This window comes from Micromonospora arida, from assembly GCF_003857035.1.
GTDB classification, from domain to species: Bacteria; Actinomycetota; Actinomycetes; order Mycobacteriales; family Micromonosporaceae; genus Micromonospora; species Micromonospora arida.
The window spans coordinates 1-20,608 of sequence record NZ_QGSY01000196.1 but is presented as its reverse complement, the minus strand read 5'-3'; the positions used below and the strand labels follow the sequence as shown (position 1 = coordinate 20,608).

Sequence of the window (20,608 nt, the reverse complement as noted above, 5' to 3'; positions counted from 1 at the left end):
GGCCGCCGGCAGCTACCTGTGGCGGGCCCCGGCCGGCGCGCTCAGGTGCCGGCCCCGCCACAGGTAGCTGCCGGCGGCCAGGGTGGCCACCCCGACCAGCGCGAACATCAGCCGGTAGTCCAGGAACCCGACCAGCAGGGCACCCGCCCCGACAGAGATCGCCTGCGGCCCGCTGACCACCGCCTGGGTGGCCGCGGCGACCCGGCCGACCAGCGAAGGCGGCGTGCGGCGCTGAATCAGGGTGTGCAGACCCACCATCGTCAGCGGGAGCGAAACCCCGGCCAGCAGCACCGCCGCGAACCCGAGCCGCAGATCGGGGAACGCGAGCGCGAGCGCGGCCGGAGAGAAGAAGGCGACCCCGGCGGCCAGGGTGCCGACCTCTCCGAGCCGACGGACCAGCGTCGGTGAGCAGAGTCCACCGAGCAACCCACCGACCCCCTGCACGGTGACCAGCACCCCCACGAACGCGGCATCCCGGTTCAGCCCCTGGTCGACGTAGGCGAAGATGAGCGACTCGCTGAAGCCCATCACCAGTGACCCGAGCCCGTAGCCGAGCAGGGCCCGCCGCAGGGCCGGCTCGCCGGCCAGGTGCCGCAGACCGGCGCCCAGTTCGGCCGGCCACCGCAGCCGTACGGCCGGTGGCAGCTGTTGCGGGGTGGGCAGCGCGGTAACCACCGCCGCCGCGGTCAGAAATCCGACCATGCCGATTCCGGCCAGCGCCCACCCGCCGAGCGCCGCGTAGAGCGCCGCGCCCACCAGCGGGCCGACCAGTCGGATCCCCTGGCGTACGGTCTGCAGCACGCCGTTCGCGTCGGCCAGCAGTTCGACAGGCACCATCTCGCGGATGAGCCCGCTGAGCGCCGCGCCGAGCGTGATGGACGAGAGTCCGTACAGGGCGGCCACCAGATAGACGACCCAGACGTCGCCCGCGTCGCGGACGGTGAACAAAGGTGCGAGCAGAGCTGCGGTCAGCACGTTCGCGGCCACGAAGAACGGTCGGCGCGGGTAGCGGTCGACGACCCAGCCGACCAGCGGCGCCAGCGTCATCGGCGCGATGACCGCGAAGATCGTGGCACCGGCCAACCCGTTCGAGCCAGTCAGATCCTTGACCCAGATGGCGAGTGCGAGCAGCAGGATCGACTCGGCGGTCATGCTGGCCAGCAGGCCGCCGAAGAGCAGGCGGAAGTCGGGTCGGCGCAGGATCGTGCGCATGGGTCCCTCCGGCGGGATGGCTGCCCAGGTGGGCGAGGTCGACGGGCCGCGACCGCGGGTCCGTCCTCATCCGGCATTCCCGTGGTGCGATTTTCGCAAGACACGCCCTCGCCGGAACCTCCGACACCGGTCGCGCCGTCCATACTGACCGTGGGGGGCGAATTTCATACAGTTACCGTCGCGTCTGCGGCGGTCGACGGGAAAGAGGACACTGTGCCTCCTGCCGCACCCAGCCCGATCCTGCGTCGTCGCCGGTTGGGCATCGAGCTGCGTCGCCTACGTGAGGCCGCGGGCCTCACCGGCGATCAGGTCATCGAGCGTATCGGTTGGGCCTCCGCGTCCAAACTGTCCCGCTTGGAGAACGGCCGCAGCCGACCGGACCCGCAGGACGTCGGCGACCTGCTCGACCTCTACGGCGCCGACCAGGCGCTGCACGACGAGCTGCTGGGCATCACCAACGAGGCCGGCGACATGCGCGGCTGGTTGAAGAACTTCCCGGTGATGACGCAGCAACAGCGCGGCTGGGCCGAGTTGGAGGCGGGCTGCGCGGAGATCTCCGAGTACAACCCGGTGCTGGTGCCGGGCCTGTTGCAGACCCCCGGGTACGCCCAGCTCCGGATCGTGTCTGCCCGGCAGGTCAACGCGGGCGCGGGCGAGCCGGAGCCCGGCGACGAGCCGGATACCGAGGTGCAGGCGCGGCTGGCCCGTCAGTCGCTGCTGACCCGCGAGCCGCACGCTCCCCGCTACACCGCCGTGTTGGAGGAGGCGGCTCTCGGCCGCCGGGCCGGGCCACCGGAGGTGCTGCACGAACAGCTGCTCCAGCTCTGCGAGTTGGCGCTGCTGCCCAACGTGGCCCTGCACGTGCTGCCCCGGGACACCCAGATCGGCAATTGGTACCTTCCGCCGACCGCCTTCTCGGTCTATCGGTTCGCCGATCCCCTCGATCCGGAGACATTGGCCATCGAAGGTGGCTTCACCGACGTCATGTCGACCGAGTCAATCACGCTAAATCGCTATAAAGTGGTGTTCGAGTGGCTATGCACGGCGGCACTTGACGCCTCGGACACCCTCTCCTGGCTGATCGAGGCGACGGGACGGCTGACCGAGGCGACGCCCCCATCCACAGTGGCGTTCGGGCCGGCAACGGCGCCGACCCAACGCCGCCGGGAATCGGGGCGACTGACGGACAGGTGATCCACGGGGGACCCTCCGTCGGGACGTGCGGCACCACTCGTCCCATTGGATCGCTGCACATCAGGAGCAGAACCATGAACGAAATCCGCAACACGCCGTCCGTCTCCGCCCACTCGTTGGCGGACGCCCCGTGGCGTACCAGCACACGCAGCCAGACCTCCAACTGCGTGGAGGTCGCCCCGCTGGCCACCGGACCGTCGGCGGTCGCCCTGCGCGACAGCAAGGACCGGGGCGGCCCGGTGCTGCTGTTCAACCGCACGGGATGGCTCGGTTTCATCACCGGGGCGAAGAAGGGCCAGTTCGATCTGAACTGACTCGGTGACCGGGACGGGGGCCGTCGGCGCACTGCCGGCGGCCCCGTCGCGTCGTACCCGCCGGCTCGGTCGCCCGGCGACCCTGCGGCTCGGTGACCCTGCGGCTCGGTCGCGCGGCGACCCTGACTCGGTCCCATTGCGACCCGGCGACCCCGCTGAGCAGCCATCCGCCGATCGGACGAGGCTCGAAACCGATAGGCGCGTTTCAGTTGCTGGGATGAACACGGGGCGTAACATGACCCTCGAGCACGTGGAACTTCCACACTGGTTCATCCGTCGCGGTTCATCCGGAGACCCTCATGCGGTTCCTGATCGTTCGCACCGACATCCGCGCCGTCGCTGACGGGGACATCGCCGCCGCCTGGGCGGACGGCCACAGACTTCGCGACGAGACGACCACGCCCGAGCCGCGCCGGCAGATCGTGCACGCCGAGGACCGGGACGCCGCGCTGCTGCTGGCCCGCGCCCTGGCCACCGTCGGCGCGGTCCGCGCCGGCAAGCAGCGGGTGAAGGTCCTCCCGCTGATCGAGTCGCGGCCTGCCTTCCGACACAGACCGGGCCACACCGGCACCTGATTACACAGGACGTCCGTCGTGGTCGGACCGGCTCCCCCGCCGCGTTACTCGCACCCGCCGACCACGACGGTCCGTGTTCCCGGCCCGTGACCGCCGCGGCAACGGCGGCCACGGGCCGGGACCGTGCTCAGCGGTCGGCGTCCACCCAGCCGTCCAGCCAGCGGTGAATGAGGAACAGCGCGATCGACGACGGAGGCGGCAGAATCAGCCGGGCACCGTCGCCCACGTCCACCGTCTGCCCGGCCAACGCCGCCCCGATCTCCCGGCGGGAGAACCACCGGGCGTACGCGATCTCGGACGGGTCGACCCGCACCGGCTCAGCCGGGTTCGCGGTGGCCAAAAAGCCCAGCATCAGCGAGCCGGGGAACGGCCAGGCCTGACTGCCCACGTACCCGATGCGCTCGACCCCGATGCCCACCTCCTCGCGGACCTCGCGCAGCACGGCCGCCTCCGCCGACTCCCCCGGCTCCACGTAGCCGGCCAGGCAGGAGTAGCGGCGACCACCCGGGGTGCCCTGCCAGCCGACGTTGTTGCCGAGTAGGCAGCGACCGTCCGGGCCGTCCACGCCATCGTGCACGAGCACGATCATCGCCGGGTCGGTACGCGGCCAGATCCGCCCACCATTGCGGTCCACCCGCGACCAACCCGCCTCGTCCATTGCGGTCGGCGCGCCGGTGCTCGTCGAATAACCGTGTCGGGTGTGCCAGTTGACCAGCGCCAACGCTGTGGTGAAGATGCCGGCCTCCCGGTCGGCGAGCAGGTGACCCACCTCCCGCAGGTGGACCGCCCTGGTCCCCGGGATCGCCGGAAGAGGCGCGTCGACCGCGAAGACCGGCACCCCGTCCGGCTCGACACCCAGGAACATCGCCATCGACTCTGACCCGGCGGGTACCTCAGCCGCCCCGAACAGCACCAACGTCGGAGGTGACGTCTCGGTGCGGGCCAGCGTCCGACCCTCGTCGGTCGAGTCGAGCAGCAGCACCCGGGCGCGCAACCACGCCTCGGTCAACCACTGCGAGTCACCCCGCCGGTGCGCAGCCCGATCCAGCGTGGACCGCGCCAACGGCGGTGCCGCCTCCCCGCTCACGCCGGCGCCCCGCTTCGCTGCACGCCGCCGTGAGACGGCCCGCTGCTGAACCCCATGGCTCGCTCGCTCCGCTCGCTCACGCCTCTTGCTCGGTCTGGACCGCGGTCAGCGCGGCCAGCCCCGGGGTGACCCGCTCCGCGTCGCCGAGCACCACGATCGCCGCCCGAGCCGGGGCCAAATAGCGGGCCGCCGCCTGCGCGACGTCGTCGATGCTCGCCTTCGCCAACCTCGCCGCGTACTCGGCGAGGAAGTCCAGGCGCAAACCGTTGCCGGCGTACGCGCTGGTCAACGCCGCCAACCCGGCCTGGGTGGACATGCCGAGCTGGAGGGTGCCCAGGGCGTACTGCCGGGCCTGTTCCAACTCCTCGGGCTTCGGTGGGAGCGACGCCAACCGACCCAGCTCGTACGTCGTCTCCAGCAGCGCCGGGCCGGTGACCTCGGTGGCCACGTCGGCGGCGGCGACCAGCACCGACCCCGCGACGGAGTGCTCGATCACCGAATGCGGGCCGTAGGTGTAGCCCTTGTCCTCGCGGATGTTCTCCACCCACCGGGAGGAGAAGTAGCCGCCGAAGATCAGGTTGGCCAGTTGCAGCGGGGCGTGGTCCGGGTCGGTGCGCGACACCGCGGGCAGCGCGATCCGCAGCGAGGACTGCACCGAGCCCGGCCGGTCGACCAGCAGCAGGGGCCCCGGCTCCAGCGGCGGGGTCGCCGGCAGTTCGGCCACACGCCCGGCACCCGACCAGCCGCCGAGCGCCCGCTCGGCCGCGTCCAGTGCCTTCTCCGGCTGCACGTCACCGACCAGCACCAACTGCGCACCGGTCGGGTGGACCCGCTCCGCGTGCAGGGTGCGCAGCGCCGCCGGTCGGACGGCACGGATCTGACCGGGCTCCGGCGTCTGCGTCGCGTACGGGTGCCGGCCGTAGATCCGCTTGAGCAGCGCCTCCCGGGCCAGGTGCGAAGGCTGGCTCTGCGCCACCTGGATCCGGTCGACCAGCCGGTCCCGTTCGGTGGCCACCTCGTCACTGGGGTAGCTGGCGCCGGTCAGCACCTCGGCCAGCAATTCCAGCATCCGGTCCAGACCGGTGACCAGGCCGGCGCCGGAGAGCATCAGCCGGTCCGGGTCGACGCCCGCGGAGAGCCCGCCGCCCACCTTCTGCAACTCGGCGGCGATCTGCACACTGGTCATCGACTCGGTGCCGGAGAGCATGGTCTGCGAGAGCATCGCGCCGCGGGCCAGGTGGACCCGGCCGAACGGCACCCAGAGCCGCAGTTCGACAAGGGGTACGGCGGGCCGGCGTACGACGATCACGGTGAGCCCGTTGCGCAGTGTGCGCTCGGCCTGCTTGGGCACCTTGAGCTTGCGGGTCGGCCCGAGCGGCGGCAGCGTACGCGGGCCGGCAGGAGAAGTAGCGATACTCACTGTGTCACCTTCGTTCGCGACTGTGGGGCTCGCAAAACCGGCTCACTCCTCGCGCTCACCGGGCCACAATTCGTTCGCGACTGTGGGGCTCGCAAAACCGGCTCACTCCTCGCGCTCACCGGGCCACAATTCGTTCGCGACTGTGGGGCTCGCAAAACCGGCTCACTCCTCGCGCTCACCGGGCGCCTCCGGCAATGACCTCGATGGCCGCCCGGCGCTCCGGGCGCATGGTGGCCGCGGCGGCCCGGACCTGCTCCTCGGTGACCTCGCCGACCAGCCGGGGCAGTTCGTTGAGCAGACCTGGTTCGCCGCGTTGCTGCTCCAGCACTGCCATTCGCAGCGCCCGACCGAGCACCGCGTCGGTGTCGCGCAGCAGGTGGGTCGCCATCCGGGCCTGGGTGCGGGCCAGCTCACCGTCGGTCAGCCCGTCGGTGGCCAGCCGGTCCAGTTCCTCGTCGATGGTGCGCAGCACCTTGTCCACATCGCCACCGGGCGGCAGGTGCGCCTGCAACAGCAGCGCGGTGGGGTCGCGGACGTCGAACGGGTCGCCCATGAAACCGAGGTATCCGCCGAGGCTGGTCACCGTGCGGTCCCGCTGCACCAGCCGTTCGACCAGCCGCGACGCGTCGCCGTCGGTGAGCACCTCGGCCAGCACCACGTACGGCAGATAGCCGGCGAAGTCGGTGACCGGGTCGGGCACGCGCCAGGCGCCGGCCACCGCCGGCAGCGGCGCCAGGGCATCGGTGTACGAGGTGCGCCGCTCGGCGCTCAGGTCGGGCTCGGTGAAGTCGGGCCGTTGCGGTGCCGGCCGGGCCGGCACGTCACCGAAGTGCCGGGTGACGAGCTCGGTCGCCTCGGCCACGTCGATGTCGCCGCTGACGGCCAGCACGGCGTTGCCGCTGGCGTAGTAGCGGCGGAAGAAGTCCGCGGCGTCGGCGACGGTCGCCGACTCCAGGTCGTCGAAGGAGCCGTAGCCGTCGTGGGCGTTCGGGAAGGTGTCGAACATGACCGGCGGCAGGGTGAGCCAGGGGAAGCCACCGTACGGCCGGTTGAGGACGTTGACCCGGATCTCCTCCTTGACCACGTCGACCTGGTTGCGCAGGTTCTCCTCGGTCAACCGGGGGCCCCGCATCCGGTCCGCCTCGAGGAACAGCGCGCGCTCCAGCGCATTGCTCGGCAGCGTCTCGAAGTAGTCGGTGTAGTCCAGGTGGGTGGAGCCGTTGAAGGTGCCTCCCGCGCCCTGCACGTGCCGGAAGTGGGCCAGCTTCTCCAGGTTCTCCGAGCCCTGGAACATCAGGTGCTCGAAGAGGTGGGCGAAGCCGGTACGCCCCTCCGGCTCCGAGCGGATGCCGACGTCGTAGACCACCGCCACCCCGATCACCGGGGCACTGCGATCGGGGGTGAGCACCACCCGCAGGCCGTTGTCGAGGGTGAACCGCTCGACCGGATACTTCGTCGCTGGAATTCTGGATCTCCGCGCCGCCACGGAGTCGACCCTAGCGCGTCGACACCTCCGCCACCCGCGACCTTCCCGGAGCCGCCGCGACCGGGGCCGTCACCAGGGGCAGCACCTCGACGCCGACCCGCTCGGCCTCCTCACGGTGCGGCCAGCCGGAGAGGATGAACTCGTCCACGCCGAGCGCGGCGTACTCGTCGATGCGGGCCGCGACCTCGGCGTAGCTTCCGACCAGCGCGGTGCCGGCGCCCTCGCGGACCAGGCCGACGCCGGCCCAGAGGTTCGGTGCGACGGTGAGCCCGTCGGTGCGGCCGGCGTTCAGCGCGGCCATCCGGGTCTGACCCACCGAGTCCATCCGGCGGAACCGGTCCTGGGCGGCGGCGATCCGCTCCGGGCTCATACCGGCCAGCAGTCGGTCCGCCTCGGCCCACGCCTCCGCGCTGGTCGGCCGGGCGATGACGTGCAGCCGGAGGCCCGTGCGCAGGGTGCGGCCCTGCTCGGCGGCGAGCGCCCGGACCCGGGTGGCCCGGGCCGCGATCGACGTCGGTGGTTCACCCCACATCAGGTACACGTCGGCCTGTCGGGCGGCCACCGTCTCGGCAGCCGGAGACGCGCCGCCGAAGTAGACCGGCGGCGGTGTGGCGAGTGGGGTGGCGAGGCCGCCGCCGTCGACCCGGTAGTGCTTTCCGGCGTAGTCGAACGGCCCGCCGGCCCAGGCGCGGCGAAGCACCTCGACGAACTCGCCGGTGCGCGCGTAGCGGTCGTCGTGCCCGAGGAAGTCGCCGTACGCCCGCTGCTCGGCCGGGTCGCCCCCGGTCACGATGTTGAGCGACAGCCGGCCACCCGAGACGGCCTGGAACGCCTCGGCCTGCTGGGCGATCAGGGTGGGCAGCGCGAAACCGGCCCGGACCGCGACCAGCATGCCGAGCCGATCGGTGTGCTGGGCGACCGCCGCGCAGACGATCCACGGGTCGGGGCAGCCGGCGCCCACCGGGGTGAGAACGGCGGTGAACCCGTTCGTCTCGGCGGCCCGGCCGACCTCGGCCAGGTACGCCACCGTCGCGGCCCGGTCGTGCCTCGCGGCGCCCGCGGTGACGGTGGCGGCGCCGACCTGGTCGCCGTCGCCGGAGGTGGGCAGGAACCAGTGGAAGGTCATCGCGACGGTGCCTCTCTGGTGGATCTCCGAGTGCCGGACACCCTAGCAAACCGGTAGGAAATATCGACATGCAAGAGGCGCGCGATCCCATCACGTGGAGCCAGCCCGCTCCGGACGGCAGCCCGCCGCGTGCGATGGCAGGCCCAACGGGGCCGTGATCCCGACCCGGACCGGAGCACTGAGGAGCAGAGCCAAAGGCCCGACATGCCGAGTGGTCGTGACACAAGGCTCCACTTGGTGGCGGAAGTGGGGCCCAGGTTTACCAGAACGTTATACAACGTGGCGCGATCGCCCTGCCGCGACTCCTGCCTGCGACTAGTGGCTTGAAACGCCACCCTCCGCCGACCTCACGGTAGACCGTGGAAGGTGTAAATGCGACATCGCTACGGCCGCCGCGGGGTCGCCATTGACAGTGTTCGAGACCGAGTTAATACTCGACCTAGCCGGTAGGTTTACTAGAGTTGAGCGACGCCAGAGCCCAACGCCTGCTCGGCAAGTCGAGAACGGGGGACAAATTGAGAAAAATGGCTGGACGCATTACTGCCGTATTCGCGGTGGCGATGTTGGCGGTCGCTGGGATGGCGGTTCCCGCACAAGCGGGTAACTACGTCCTACTGGACCCTTGCTTCGCGCTCGGTTTCACCGAGCGGAAGGGATCCGGTATCAACACCTGGGCCGTCGCCACGACGTGGACCGAGAAGATTGCCGCCGAAAAGCGGGGCAGCACGAAGTGCGACACGGTGAAGGCTCGGGTCCAGTGGCGCGACCGTAATGGTGGAGTGCACTGGACGGGTTGGGTCAGCAGCTCGACCAACGCGGTGGCCATCGGCTGGAACGAAAACTACGGCTGGGCACTCAAGGGTGAGCACAAGGGTGCCAAGTGGGGCTACGAGACGCTCTTCTCCAGCACTCCGTAGCCCTGAGCAGGCAGGGTGACGGTGCGGGCCCGGCGCTTGACATGCGCCGGGCCCGCACCCGCCCCGGCCTGCAGAAGAGACCAGAGAGGAGCGGCGGCATGGACTTCGGGACCGTCCGGGCACTGACAGGCACACTGATCGTGGCCATCACCCTGGTCGCCTGCTCCGTGGGGCCCGTCAACACGCCCGAGCGCGGCGGTTATGCAGAGGCGCTTCGCCGGGGGGCTGACGGGCAGGCGACCGCGCTCAAGGACTCGCAGGTGACCGAGGACGAGTATCGGACAGCCGTGACCGAGATGGTGAAGTGCGCGCGAGGGGCAGGTTTGATCGTCTCGGAACCAAGGCCCGACGGCACGGGAATTCTCCTCAACTACGACTTCTCAGCGCCCGAAGGATCGGATCCTGATGAGCGGGAAGAAGCTCATGACGCATGTTATCGAATGCACCTTGAAATCGTCAGCGACGAGTACGTCGCGCAACGCAGACCCTTGTTCAAGGCCAAGGAGGCAGCCCTCTTCGACAAAGTAGTCGAATGCATGAAGGGGCGGGGGGCCGAAACCGGGAAAGTAGATACCCAGGATGGGGCGGAGATTAATCGGATCAACCGTGGATGGCCCGAGGAGTTTGCAATCTGCTATCGCCAGGTGTTCGAGCCGAACAGCTCGTGACCGACAGGCCCGACGCCTCCCAGTTCAAGACCAAAACGGACAGTCAGCTCATGACGTCCGAGTAAGAGAAGTTGCCTGATCTTCGACTATCCGCCCCGGTCCTGGGCAGCGGTCCGGCAGTGTCGCCTTGGTCCGGAATGCAACACCGGTATCCGGAACCGAAGCACAACCGCTGGCCACCGTCCGGGTCTGCCGCAGGATGCCAGTCCTTGCGAAACGGGCCGAGGGCCCCGCCACCCGAACCCTCCTCGGACTTGCGCTGGTGCCTCCTCTCGCCATTTGGACCGCCCTTGACACGACGAAGAGCCTGTTCCATCCTTCCTACCAATCAGGTAGGAATACTTCAGATTGGATGGATCATGAGACGGCTCACCTCCCGTCGGCTGATCTCGATGGCCGCCGTCGTCGCCGTCGGCGTCGCAACCCTCGGCACCGCCGGGGCATGCGGCGACGACAGCGGCAGTGCAGGCGCGGGCCCCGTCACCCTGCGCTTGGGTTACTTCCCCAACATCACCCACGCCCCGGCCGTAGTGGGCGTAGAAAAGGGCATCTTCAAGGAGAAACTGGGCAGCGGAGTAACCCTTGATCTCAAGACCTTCAATGCGGGACCCGAGGCCATCGAGGCCATCTTCTCTGGTGCCCTGGACGCCACCTACATCGGTCCGAACCCGACCGTCAACGCGTTCTCCAAGTCCAAGGGCGAAGCGGTGCGGGTTGTTTCGGGCGCGGCCTCGGGCGGCGTCGCGCTGGTGGTCAAACCCGGCATCACCTCGCCGGAGCAGTTGCGTGGCAAGAAGATCGCCACGCCCCAGCTGGGCAACACCCAGGACGTCGCGGTCCGGTACTGGCTCAAGGAGAAGGGCCTGAAGACCACTAAGGAGGGCGGCGGCGACGTCAAGATCGTCCCGCAGCAAAATGCCCAGACCCTGGAGACCTTCCGCAGCGGCGCGATCGACGGGGCCTGGGTCCCCGAGCCGTTCGTCTCTCAGCTCCTGAACGCCGGCGGCAAGGTGCTGGTCGACGAGCGCGACCTCTGGCCGGACAAGAAGTTCGTGATTACCAACCTGATCGTCAGCACCAAGTTCCTGAAGGCTCACCCGGACGTGGTCAAGAAGCTGGTTGAGGGGCAGGTGGCCGCCAACGAGTTCGTCAACACCAAGCCAGACGAGGCCCAGCAGGCGATCTCCACCGCGATCGGCAAGATCACCGGAAAGCCACTGGACTTGAAGTTGATCAAGCAGGCTTGGCCGACACTCGAATTTGTCAACGACCCGGTCGCGTCCTCGCTGAAGACTGGGCTCGATCACGCAGTAACGGTCGAGCTGACCCAGCCGACAAGCCTGGACGGCCTCTACGATCTCAAATACCTGAACGAAGCGCTGAAGGCCGCCGGCAAGCCCGAGGTCGTCCAGCCATGACGTCGACAACGACGGCGCCGCAGGGCGCGACCACCGCGGTCGCGCTCTCCGGCGTGACAAAGGTGTACGGGCGCGGAACGAGCGCCGTCCTGGCCCTCGACGGTGTGTCGCTGGACGTCGCGCCCGGCGAGTTCGTCTGCCTGGTCGGCGCGTCCGGCTGCGGCAAGAGCACCCTGCTCAACCTGGTCGCCGGGCTGGACCGGCCGAGCGGCGGACAGATCGGACTGGCCGGGGACACCAACCCGGGGCTGATGTTCCAGGAACCCGCGCTGTTTCCCTGGCTGACCGTCGAGGGCAACGTGGAGGTGCCGCTGAAACTGCGCCGACTCCCCCGCGCCGAGCGCCGCGAGCGGGTGGCCGAGCTGCTGCGTACCGTGCACCTGGCCGACTTCGGCCGCAAGCGTCCCCACGAACTCTCCGGCGGCATGCGACAGCGCGTCGCGCTGGCCCGCACGCTGGCCCTGGACACCCCGGTGCTGCTGATGGACGAGCCGTTCGGCGCGCTGGACGCGATGACCCGGGACATCCTGCACGACGAGCTGGAACGGATCTGGTCCGAACGCCAACTGTCGGTGCTCTTCGTGACGCACAACGTCCGCGAGGCGGCGCGACTGGCGGACCGGATCATCCTGCTCTCCAGCCGGCCCGGCCGAATCATCTATTCCACCGAGGTGAACATCCCGCGCCCTCGTCGGATCGATTCCCCGGAGGTCGCCGCCATCGCCGCCGATGTCACCGAGCGACTCCGTACGGAGGTGGGCCGCCATGGCCAGTGACACCCTGACCAGCTCGGCGCGGACCGATGCGGAGATCTCCGGCCTCGATGCCTTGGAGATCGCCGGCCGAGACAAGGAGATCTCCCGGGGCGCTCGGATCTGGGCAGCCACCTGGCCCAAGCTTGCGGCGCTGACCATCGCCATCCTGGCCTGGCAGTTGGTGGTCTGGTCGGGTTGGAAGCCGCCGTACTCGTTGCCGGGGCCCATGGAGGTCGGCCGTGAGCTGATCAGCCAGGCCCGGGGTCCGCAACTCTGGGACGGCCTGGTCACCACGCTGCGCCGGGCCGCCGTCGGGTACGTCTTCTCGGCCGCTGTCGGCCTGCTGCTGGGCTTGGCGGTGGCCCGGTCGAAGGTGCTGCGCGCGGCCATCGGCTCGATGATCACGGCGTTGCAGACCATGCCGTCGATCGCCTGGTTCCCGCTGGCCATCCTCCTGTTCGAGCTGAGCGAGAAGGCGATCTTCTTCGTGGTGGTGCTCGGCGCCGCCCCGTCCATCGCCAACGGCGTGATCTCGGGTGTGGACTACGTGCCGCCGCTGCTGCTGCGTGCCGGGCGCAACCTGGGCGCCCGTGGGCTCAACCTCTACCGCTACGTCATCGCGCCGGCCGCCCTGCCGGCGATCGTCGCCGGACTCAAGCAGGGCTGGGCGTTCTCCTGGCGCAGCCTGATGGCCGGCGAACTGCTCGTGGTCGGCATCTCACAGACCTCGCTCGGTGCCCAGCTGACCTACTCGCGAGATCTGTCCGACGCGCCCTGGCTGCTCTCCACCATGATCGTGATTCTGGTCGTCGGCCTGGTCGTGGACGCTGCCTTCGGCGCGGCGGACAAGGCGATCCGACGCCGCTGGGGCGTGCTCGACCAGGCGGGCAACTGAGCGGTGTACGTCTCCGCGCGCAGTGACTACGCGCTCCGGGCGATGCTCGCCGTCGCCGCCGGTGGTGGCGGCGAGTTGGTCAAGGCGGCCAGCCTGGCCGAGGTGCAGGACATCCCGCTCAGCTTCCTCCAGGGCATCCTGCTCGACCTGCGCCGGGCTGGCCTGCTGGACAGTCATCGTGGCGCCGACGGCGGGTACGCCCTGACCCGCCCCGCCGACGAGATCACCGTCGGAGACGTGCTGCGTGCGGTCGGCGGCTCGCTCACGACGGTCCGCGGTCTGCCGGCCGAGCGGGCCGGCTATCACGGAGTGGCCGCCGGCCTCACCGACGTCTGGCTGGCGGTGCACGGAGCGATCGCCACGGTGGTCGACAGCACCACCCTGGCCGACCTGCTCACCCACGCCCCGAGTGCGGTAAGCACCGACGCACCGCTCGCATGATCGCGCTCGATCAGTGATGTAGTGGCCTCGCCCGCGTGGTGAGGGGCCTACTTCCTGGGTCGAGCGCGATCTTGGGCTCGTGCGTCGTGCTCGAGCCCACCGAGGAGGGTGCCAAGGCGATGTGGTCGGGCCGGTGCCCCGCCGACCCGACCACACCTCGTACCGATCCTGACCGGGCCTGCCCCTCCGCCGGCACCGGTAGGCCGGTCGCTGCTCAGCCCACGTGTGCGGTCGCCGTGCCGAGGCCCGGGTCGCCAGGACTGTGCAGCTCCACCAGACCGGCGGGAGCGTTACCCGCCGGGGTGGCATGCCAGGGAGCGAAGGCCGCAACCATGGCGAGCAACAACCCGGCGAGCGCGACCGCGACCACCAGGATCAGTTCACGCAGTGCGCCCGAGCCGGCTTCGCCCGCCATGGTCACCCCTCCCGTGCCGGGCCCCCCGCCCGACTTCCCCCGTCGGTCAGCCTCGACCACGAACGGCCGTGGCGCAGTCGGCCAGCCGACCCAGCGGAGGCTGATTACCGACTCAGCAGAGTGAGCCACCCGGCGAGGCCGGCTGACCGGTCGGGCCGCACGGACAGCCGACCGGCCCGGAACACTGCGCAGACAAAACCGACCCGCCCCGCCGAAGCGGGACGGGTCGGTCGACGCGCAGAAGATCAGACGGTACGCGGGCGACGCGGGCGACGGGACCGGCCGGACGCGCGGTGCGCCGGCCGGGCACCACCATCGGTGGACGCGCCACCGGAGGTACGGGCCCGAGAGGCCGGCGCCGGCGGAGCGACGATCGTCACCGGCACACCGGACGGCTCGCGGGCACCGGTCACCCGGGCCAGCGCTCCGTCACCCAGGCGCACCTGGACCGACTCGGGCCGGATACCGGCGGTGGCCATCAGCCGGGACACGTCACGGCGCTGCTCCGGCAGGACCAGGGTGACCACGGAACCGGACTCGCCGGCCCGGGCGGTACGGCCGCCCCGGTGCAGGTAGTCCTTCGCCTCGGTCGGCGGGTCCACGTTGACCACCATGTCCAGGCCGTCCACGTGGATGCCACGGGCCGCCACGTCGGTGGCGACCAGTGCGGTCACCTGACCGTTGCGGAACTGCTCCAGGATCCGGGTGCGCTGCGGCTGGGACTTGCCACCGTGCAGCGCGGCCGCGCGTACGCCCTTGGAGAGCAGCTGGCGGGCCAGCCGGTCGGCGCGGTGCTTGGTGCCCATGAACAGGATGGTGCGACCCTCACGGGCGGCGATCCGGGTCAGCGCATCGGGCTTGTCCAGCGCGTCGACGTGCAGCACGTGGTGGGTCATCGCGGTGACGGTGGCGGTGCCCGGGTCGACCGAGTGGGTGACCGGGTTGCTCAGGAAGCGGCGGACCAGCCGGTCCACGCCACCGTCCAGGGTGGCGGAGAAGAGCATCCGCTGCCCCTGCGGCGCGACCTGCTCCAGCAGCTTGGTGACCTGCGGCAGGAAGCCCATGTCGGCCATCTGGTCGGCCTCGTCCAGGACGGTGATCTCGACCTGGTCGAGCCGGGCATCGCCACGGTTGATCAGGTCGTGCAGCCGGCCGGGGGTGGCGACAACCACCTCGGCGCCGGCGCGCAGAGCGTCCGCCTGCCGCTGCAACGACAGACCGCCGACGACGGTGGCGCAGCGCAGCCCGACGGCACGGGCGTACGGGGAGAGTGCGGTGGTGACCTGCTGGGCAAGTTCGCGGGTCGGCACCAGCACCAGGGCGAGCGGGCGACCCGGCCGGGCCTTACGGCCGGCGGTGCGGGACAGCAGCGGAAGCCCGAAAGCGAGGGTCTTGCCGGAGCCGGTACGACCCCGGCCCAGCACGTCCCGGCCGGCGAGCGAGTCGGGCAGCGTCGCCGTCTGGATCGGGAACGGCTCGGTGATGCCCTGCGCGGTCAGCGCGGTGAGCAGCGCCGGTGCCAGACCGGTATGAGCGAACGAAGGAATAACTGTGGTCATGCGGAAGCCTTCCTCGACGCGGAACGTGTCGAGGGAGGGCGCCGAAGTCGGCGCTGTCAACCGGCGGCGCAAGGCAGCCAGGACTCACAAGCACGAACCGATTGGAGTACGGGCCGGCCCGCCGCCGGGCCGCCGCCTGCATGCGCAGGCGACAGCGGGGCGGGCCGGTCCCGTCACCGTCACACCCGGAGGGCGCAACAGGTAATGCTGGCCGATCCGAAGATCAGAGCGGGCGGATGTTCTCCGCCTGCGGGCCCTTCTGGCCCTGGGTCACCTCGAACTCGACCCGCTGGTTCTCGTCCAGGCTCCGGTAGCCGGAGGACTGGATCGCCGAGAAGTGGGCGAAGACGTCAGCGCCGCCGCCGTCCGGGGTGATGAAGCCGAAGCCCTTGTCAGCGTTGAACCACTTCACGGTGCCAATAGCCATGTGTTTCGTCTCCTTGACGGAACGTCGGACACGCACTTGTTGCGTGCCCGAAGAGGAGCGCTCCGCGCGGGGATGCGCGAATCGCCTGTCGCTTCTGGTCGCCCCGCCCGGAGAACTCCGGACACAACAAAGAGCGCCTGGGGCCACAATCCCGCCAGGCGCACACAGAGTCTCTGGTAACCAAAACTGCAACCCGGATAAGTTACCACAGCTCCCCCCGTCATGGTCAAGCTCGGGCGGAATCTTCGGGCAACTGGGCGATCATGGCCGTGAGGCCCGTCACATCCAGCAGATCGGCGGGCCGAACGGTCACCCCGTGCCGGACGTAGTGGAACGCCGCGCCCACCCGGTCGACCGGCACACCGGCCAACTCCGCCCAGGCCAGCCGGTACACCGCCAGCTGCACGGCGGCCACGTCGGCCGCCGGCCCGGTGGGCTGCGCGCCGGTCTTCCAGTCGACCACGTCGAACCGACCACCCGGCCGGGCGAAGACCGCGTCCATCCGGCCCCGCACCACCACTCCGGCGATCACCGTGGCGAACGGCACCTCCACCTCCACCGGTGACCGGTCGGCCCACTCGCTCGCCAGGAACCGTTCCTGAAGCTCGACGAGAGCCTCGTCGGGTGCGGCATCGGCGTCGGCCGCGCCGGGCAGCTCGTCCAGGTCCAACAGGCGGTCGGCGCCGAAGCGCTGCTCCAACCAGGCGTGGAAGGCGGTGCCTCGACGGGCGTACGGGTTGGGTTCGGCCGGCACCGGGCGACGCAGCGTACGGGCCAGCGCCGCCGGATCGCGCCGCAGCGCGACCAGCTGGGTGACGCTCAGCGCACCGGGCAGCGCCACCTCGACCGCACCGGAGAGCCGGGTCAGCTCGGCGCGCTCCGCCAACAGCAGGTCCGCCTCGCGCTGCCAGCGCGCCACCTCCGGATCAACCTCCGGCTCGACCGGCTCGGCTGACTCGACCGTCGAGCCGATCGGCGTGACCGGCCCGGCGAGCACCGGCCCGACCGGCACAGGGAGCACCGGCCCGACCGGCCCGGGGAGCGCCGCCGCCGGACCGTCGGCCATCAGGCGACGCACCAGCCCGGCCGCCTCGGCCAACGCCGGCCGGCGACCGCCCAGCGGGTCGGCCGGCCACTCCGCGCGGAGCACCACCTCGGCCGTGGGGTTCGTCGCGTCGGGAGTCGGCTCCGGCGCCCACGCGTCGATCAGGTGCCCCGGCCCACCGTCGAGGCAGGCGTCGTACACCTCACGCAGGAAGACCGACGGACCTCGCGGCCGCTTCGTGCCCTCTCCCCACCAGTAACCGGAGCAGAGCAACAGCCGGCGCGGCCGGGTGACCGCCACGTACGTCAGCCGGCGTTCCTCCCGCTCGTCGTGGGCCCGCCACGCGTCGGTGAAGTCGGTCACCGCCCGCGCCACGGCCCGCTGGTCCCCCGCCTCGTCGAGCGCCAACTCGGGCAGCCCGTCGGCGTCGCCGCGCAGCGGGAACGGCAGCACGCCCAGCCCACCCAGCCAGTGGTCGGAGTTGCGAACCGGCCCCGGCCACAGCCCACGACTGAGCCCGGCCACCGCCACGACGTCCCACTCCAGGCCCTTGGCGGCATGCGCGGTGACCACCTGCACCGCGCCCTCCACCACCTCGACCTCGCCCGGCGCCAGACCGCGCTCCTCGTCCTCGGCGGCGGCCAGGTAGGACAGGAACCCGGACAGGGTCGCCCCGGGCGTCTCCCCGCTGAACCGGGCCGCCACGTCGCCGAGCGCGTCCAGATGGCCCCGGGCCAGGCCCGCGTCGCCGGCGCCGTCCCGGCCGGCCCGCACCGCGACCTCCACGTCCAGGCCGATGGTCCGCTCGATGTCCGCGATCAGGTCCGGCAGCGCCTGATCCAGCCGGTAGCGCAGCAGCGCCAGTTCCCGGCCGTACGCGCGCAGCCGCGCGAACCCCTCCGCCGAGTACGCCTGCGCCGGCCCGAGGTCGGCCAACGCCTCCACCAGGGTCGCCTCGTCCAACAGGTCTGGGCTGATCTCCGAGGCCTCGTCGGCGGCCACCTGTCGCCGGGCGTTCGCGATGGCCCGGGCCCGCCGGTGCAACGCCACCAGGTCACGTGGCCCGATCCGCCAACGGGCGCCGGTGAGCAACCGCAGCAGCGCGGCGCCATCGGTCGGGTCGGCGAGGACCCGCAGCGTGCAGACCACGTCGCGTACCTCGGGGGTGTCCAGCAGGCCGCCCAGCCCGACCACCTCGACCGGTAGGCCCCGCTCACGCAGCGCCGACTCGATCGCCGGGATCTGGCTGCGCACCCGGACCAGCACGGCGGTCGTCGGACGGCGGTCCACCGGGATGTGTTCCGGGGCCGCGCCCGGCATTCCGGCCGCCCCACGCCAGGCGGCGAGCACGCTGTCGGCGATCCAGTCGGCCTCGTCGGCGTACGTGGGCAGCATCGCGCAGTGCACCGTGCCGCCGGCCGCGCCGCCCGGGCTGCGGTGCGGGATCGGGTCCCGGACGGTCAGCGCGGAGCGCAGCTCCGGCACCCGGGCACCCGCCGCCCGCAGTGGCGTGGAGAGCGCGTTCGCCACCCGGAGGATCTCCGGGCGGTTGCGCCAACTCGTGGTGAGCCCCAGCGCCGGGGCCGGCTCACCGTTGGCGCGGGCGAACTCGGTGGGGAACCGGTCCAGGGTGCCCGCGCTGGCCCCCCGCCAGCCGTAGATCGACTGGCACGGGTCGCCCACCGCGGTCACCGGGTGCCCGCCACCGAACAGCGCGTTGAGCAACACCACCTGGGCGTGGCTGGTGTCCTGGTACTCGTCGAGCAGCACCACCCGGAAGCGGTCCCGCTCGATCACGCCGACCCCCGGGTGGTCCCGGGCCACCCGGGCCGCCCGAGCGAGCTGGTCGGCGAAGTCCATCGCCTCGAAGTCCTCCTTGCGCCGGGCGTACGCCCGCACCAGCGGCAACAGGCGCAACCGGGTCTGCTGGAGGGTGAGCGCCTTGCGCACGTCGGCGTACACCCGGCCCGGCCGGGACTGCACCTCGGCGAAGAACCGACCGGTCCAGGCAGCCAGGTCGTCCGGCGCGACCAGATGCTCGTCCAGCTCCCCGGCCAGCGCCAGCACCGCGTCGGTGATGGTGCTCGGCATCCGGTCCACCTCGGACATGTCGCCGTCGTAGTTGCGCACCAGCAGGTCGACCAACTGCCAGCGGGACGCCTCGGTGAGCAGCCGGGTGGACGGCTCGTAGCCGGCCCGCAGCCCGTGCTCGGTGACGATCCGCCCCGCGTACGAGTGGTAGGTGGAGACGGTGGGCTCACCCGCGAGCGGATCGCCCAGCGGGTCCCGTCCCTGCCGGCCGAGTCGGCGGATCAGCTGGTCGAGCCGGGTCCGTACCCGATGGGCCAGCTCGCCGGCCGCCTTGCGGGTGAAGGTCAGCCCGAGGATCTGCTCCGGCCGCACGTACGAGTTGGCCACCAGCCAGACCACCCGGGCGGCCATCGTCTCGGTCTTGCCCGACCCGGCGCCCGCGACCACCAGCAGCGGCTCCACCGGGGCTGCGATGATCGCGGCCTGCTCCCGGGTGGGCGCCGGCAACCGCAGCAGCTTGGCCAGCTCCACCGGTGTGTACCGGGGGCCGGAGTCCGCGAGTCGGGGCGTCGGCGCGGGGCCCGCGCCGAACAGGGTGGGCTGACTCACCGTGCCGTCTCGGTTCCCAACACCGGCGCACTCCTCGCCCTCACGGGTGCCGTCCCAGGTCGCGACTGGGCTCGCAAGCTCACTCCTCGCCCTCACCTGTGCGTCGGACGGTGGGCGGCTCGACGACCTGGCGACCCTGCCCGGAGACCGGACAGCTGGTGCGCACCGGGCAGACCCGGCACTTCGAGTTGGCCACCGCGGCGAACGTGGCGGCTGCCATCGTATCGGCGGTCCGCCGGACCAGCGCGGTCGCCCAACCGGCCGCCGGCCCCTCGCTCGCAGCGGGCTGATTCTGCTCCCTGGCGTCCTTGGCGGAGGTCCCGAGCTGCACCAGCGCGGCGCCCCCGGACTCGTCACCGAACTCGGCGAACGCCCCCGCCTCCACCGCCGCCTGGTAGGCGCCGAGCTGCGGGTGCTCCGCCAGGTCGGTGCCGGTGACAGCTGTGGACTTGCCGGTCTTCAGGTCGATCACCACGAGCCGCCCGGCCTCGTCGACCTCCAGCCGGTCGACCCGGCCGGTCAGGTCGATGGGCCGGTTCGGGTCGTCCAGGCGGACGGCGAACTCGTGCTCGATGGCGAGCAACCGGCGCGGATTGGTGGCCAGCCAGCGCAGCAGCTTGTCGACCATCGCCTCGGCGCGTTCCCGCTCCGGCCCGGCCATCCACCGGGCCGCCAGCTCGATCGCGTCGAACCGCGCGGCCACGTAGTCGAGCAGCGCGCCCCGGTCGGCGCTGGCGTCCTCGGCGAGCATCGCGGCGGCGTGCACCAGGTTGCCCACCCCCTGCGCGGTGCTGGTCGGGCCGCTGCCGCCGTGCCGTTCCAGCAGCCAGCGCAGGCTGCAGCGCAGCGCGCTCTCCATTGCCGACGGAGTGACCCGCACCGGGTCGCCGTCGTCGACCAGCGGCCGGTCGTCGGAGAGCACCCGCAACCCCCACCAGTCGTCGGGGTGCGCGCCGGGCACCCCGGCGGCGGCGAGCCGGGCCAGCTCGGCCGCCGCGGCGCGCCGAGCTGGCC

The 20,608-nt window shown here is 71.2% G+C and carries 19 protein-coding genes; 9 read left to right on the top strand and 10 right to left on the bottom strand.

Annotated elements, in window-relative coordinates; genetic code table 11:
* Window positions 1–12: 12 nt before the first annotated feature.
* Window positions 13–1,212: an MFS transporter gene (locus tag DLJ58_RS18635; protein WP_124858129.1), complete on the bottom strand. Its 1,200-nt coding sequence runs from the start codon at window positions 1,210–1,212 to the stop codon at window positions 13–15.
* Window positions 1,213–1,425: 213 nt separating this feature from the next.
* Between DLJ58_RS18635 and DLJ58_RS18630 the strand changes: the two genes are divergently transcribed.
* The 3 genes from DLJ58_RS18630 (at window position 1,426) to DLJ58_RS18620 (ending at window position 3,295) form a co-directional block, all read left to right on the top strand.
* Complete coding sequence (locus DLJ58_RS18630) at window positions 1,426–2,406, top strand: helix-turn-helix domain-containing protein (protein WP_124858127.1); 981 nt, start codon at window positions 1,426–1,428, stop codon at window positions 2,404–2,406.
* A 74-nt stretch (window positions 2,407–2,480) separates the two neighbouring features.
* Window positions 2,481–2,720: a DUF397 domain-containing protein gene (locus tag DLJ58_RS18625; RefSeq protein WP_091406147.1), complete on the top strand. Its 240-nt coding sequence runs from the start codon at window positions 2,481–2,483 to the stop codon at window positions 2,718–2,720.
* 299 nt (window positions 2,721–3,019) lie between these two features.
* A complete protein-coding gene (locus DLJ58_RS18620) occupies window positions 3,020–3,295 on the top strand; it encodes a hypothetical protein (protein WP_124858125.1) in 276 nt (91 codons plus the stop codon).
* Window positions 3,296–3,422: 127 nt separating this feature from the next.
* Here DLJ58_RS18620 and nudC read toward each other — a convergent pair whose 3' ends face one another.
* From nudC to DLJ58_RS18600, 4 genes are all read right to left on the bottom strand, one after another.
* On the bottom strand, window positions 3,423–4,382 hold the full coding sequence (gene nudC, locus DLJ58_RS18615; protein ID WP_124858123.1) for an NAD(+) diphosphatase: 960 nt from the start codon (window positions 4,380–4,382) through the stop codon (window positions 3,423–3,425).
* A gap of 76 nt (window positions 4,383–4,458) precedes the next feature.
* A complete protein-coding gene (locus DLJ58_RS18610; protein ID WP_124858121.1) occupies window positions 4,459–5,802 on the bottom strand; it encodes a M16 family metallopeptidase in 1,344 nt (447 codons plus the stop codon).
* Between the two features lie 175 nt (window positions 5,803–5,977).
* A complete protein-coding gene (locus DLJ58_RS18605) occupies window positions 5,978–7,288 on the bottom strand; it encodes a M16 family metallopeptidase (RefSeq protein ID WP_124858119.1) in 1,311 nt (436 codons plus the stop codon).
* A 10-nt stretch (window positions 7,289–7,298) separates the two neighbouring features.
* Window positions 7,299–8,414: an LLM class flavin-dependent oxidoreductase gene (locus DLJ58_RS18600; RefSeq protein WP_124858117.1), complete on the bottom strand. Its 1,116-nt coding sequence runs from the start codon at window positions 8,412–8,414 to the stop codon at window positions 7,299–7,301.
* 461 nt (window positions 8,415–8,875) lie between these two features.
* Here DLJ58_RS18600 and DLJ58_RS18595 point away from each other — a divergent pair, with 461 nt between their 5' ends.
* The 6 genes from DLJ58_RS18595 to DLJ58_RS18570 all read left to right on the top strand — a co-directional run bounded on the left by DLJ58_RS18595 (window position 8,876) and on the right by DLJ58_RS18570 (window position 13,508).
* The gene (locus DLJ58_RS18595) at window positions 8,876–9,331 is read left to right on the top strand and encodes a hypothetical protein (protein ID WP_124858115.1); all 456 of its coding nucleotides are present in this window, start codon (window positions 8,876–8,878) and stop codon (window positions 9,329–9,331) included.
* A gap of 98 nt (window positions 9,332–9,429) precedes the next feature.
* Window positions 9,430–9,999, top strand: coding sequence for a hypothetical protein (locus DLJ58_RS18590; RefSeq protein ID WP_124858113.1), 570 nt, complete (start codon window positions 9,430–9,432; stop codon window positions 9,997–9,999).
* A 359-nt stretch (window positions 10,000–10,358) separates the two neighbouring features.
* Window positions 10,359–11,417: an ABC transporter substrate-binding protein gene (locus DLJ58_RS18585; RefSeq protein ID WP_124858111.1), complete on the top strand. Its 1,059-nt coding sequence runs from the start codon at window positions 10,359–10,361 to the stop codon at window positions 11,415–11,417.
* Complete coding sequence (locus DLJ58_RS18580) at window positions 11,414–12,193, top strand: ABC transporter ATP-binding protein (RefSeq protein ID WP_124858109.1); 780 nt, start codon at window positions 11,414–11,416, stop codon at window positions 12,191–12,193. Before DLJ58_RS18585 ends, DLJ58_RS18580 begins: the two co-directional genes overlap by 4 nt.
* Window positions 12,183–13,067 carry an ABC transporter permease gene (locus DLJ58_RS18575; RefSeq protein ID WP_124858107.1) on the top strand — a complete coding sequence of 295 codons (885 nt, stop codon included), beginning with the start codon at window positions 12,183–12,185 and terminating at the stop codon, window positions 13,065–13,067. The genes DLJ58_RS18580 and DLJ58_RS18575 overlap by 11 nt, the downstream gene beginning before the upstream one ends.
* 3 nt (window positions 13,068–13,070) lie before the next feature.
* Window positions 13,071–13,508: an RrF2 family transcriptional regulator gene (locus DLJ58_RS18570; protein ID WP_124858105.1), complete on the top strand. Its 438-nt coding sequence runs from the start codon at window positions 13,071–13,073 to the stop codon at window positions 13,506–13,508.
* A gap of 214 nt (window positions 13,509–13,722) precedes the next feature.
* Here DLJ58_RS18570 and DLJ58_RS18565 read toward each other — a convergent pair whose 3' ends face one another.
* From DLJ58_RS18565 to DLJ58_RS18545, 5 genes are all read right to left on the bottom strand, one after another.
* Window positions 13,723–13,923, bottom strand: coding sequence for a hypothetical protein (locus DLJ58_RS18565; protein ID WP_124858103.1), 201 nt, complete (start codon window positions 13,921–13,923; stop codon window positions 13,723–13,725).
* 245 nt (window positions 13,924–14,168) lie between these two features.
* Complete coding sequence (locus DLJ58_RS18560; protein WP_124858101.1) at window positions 14,169–15,482, bottom strand: DEAD/DEAH box helicase; 1,314 nt, start codon at window positions 15,480–15,482, stop codon at window positions 14,169–14,171.
* A 223-nt stretch (window positions 15,483–15,705) separates the two neighbouring features.
* Window positions 15,706–15,909 (bottom strand): transcription antiterminator/RNA stability regulator CspE, encoded by a 204-nt coding sequence (gene cspE, locus DLJ58_RS18555; RefSeq protein ID WP_007464836.1) that lies wholly within the window; start codon window positions 15,907–15,909, stop codon window positions 15,706–15,708.
* Between the two features lie 226 nt (window positions 15,910–16,135).
* Complete coding sequence (locus DLJ58_RS18550; protein WP_124858099.1) at window positions 16,136–19,594, bottom strand: ATP-dependent helicase; 3,459 nt, start codon at window positions 19,592–19,594, stop codon at window positions 16,136–16,138.
* 79 nt (window positions 19,595–19,673) lie between these two features.
* The coding region (locus tag DLJ58_RS18545) for a RecB family exonuclease (protein ID WP_148097997.1) at window positions 19,674–20,608 on the bottom strand (935 nt) is incomplete at its 5' end.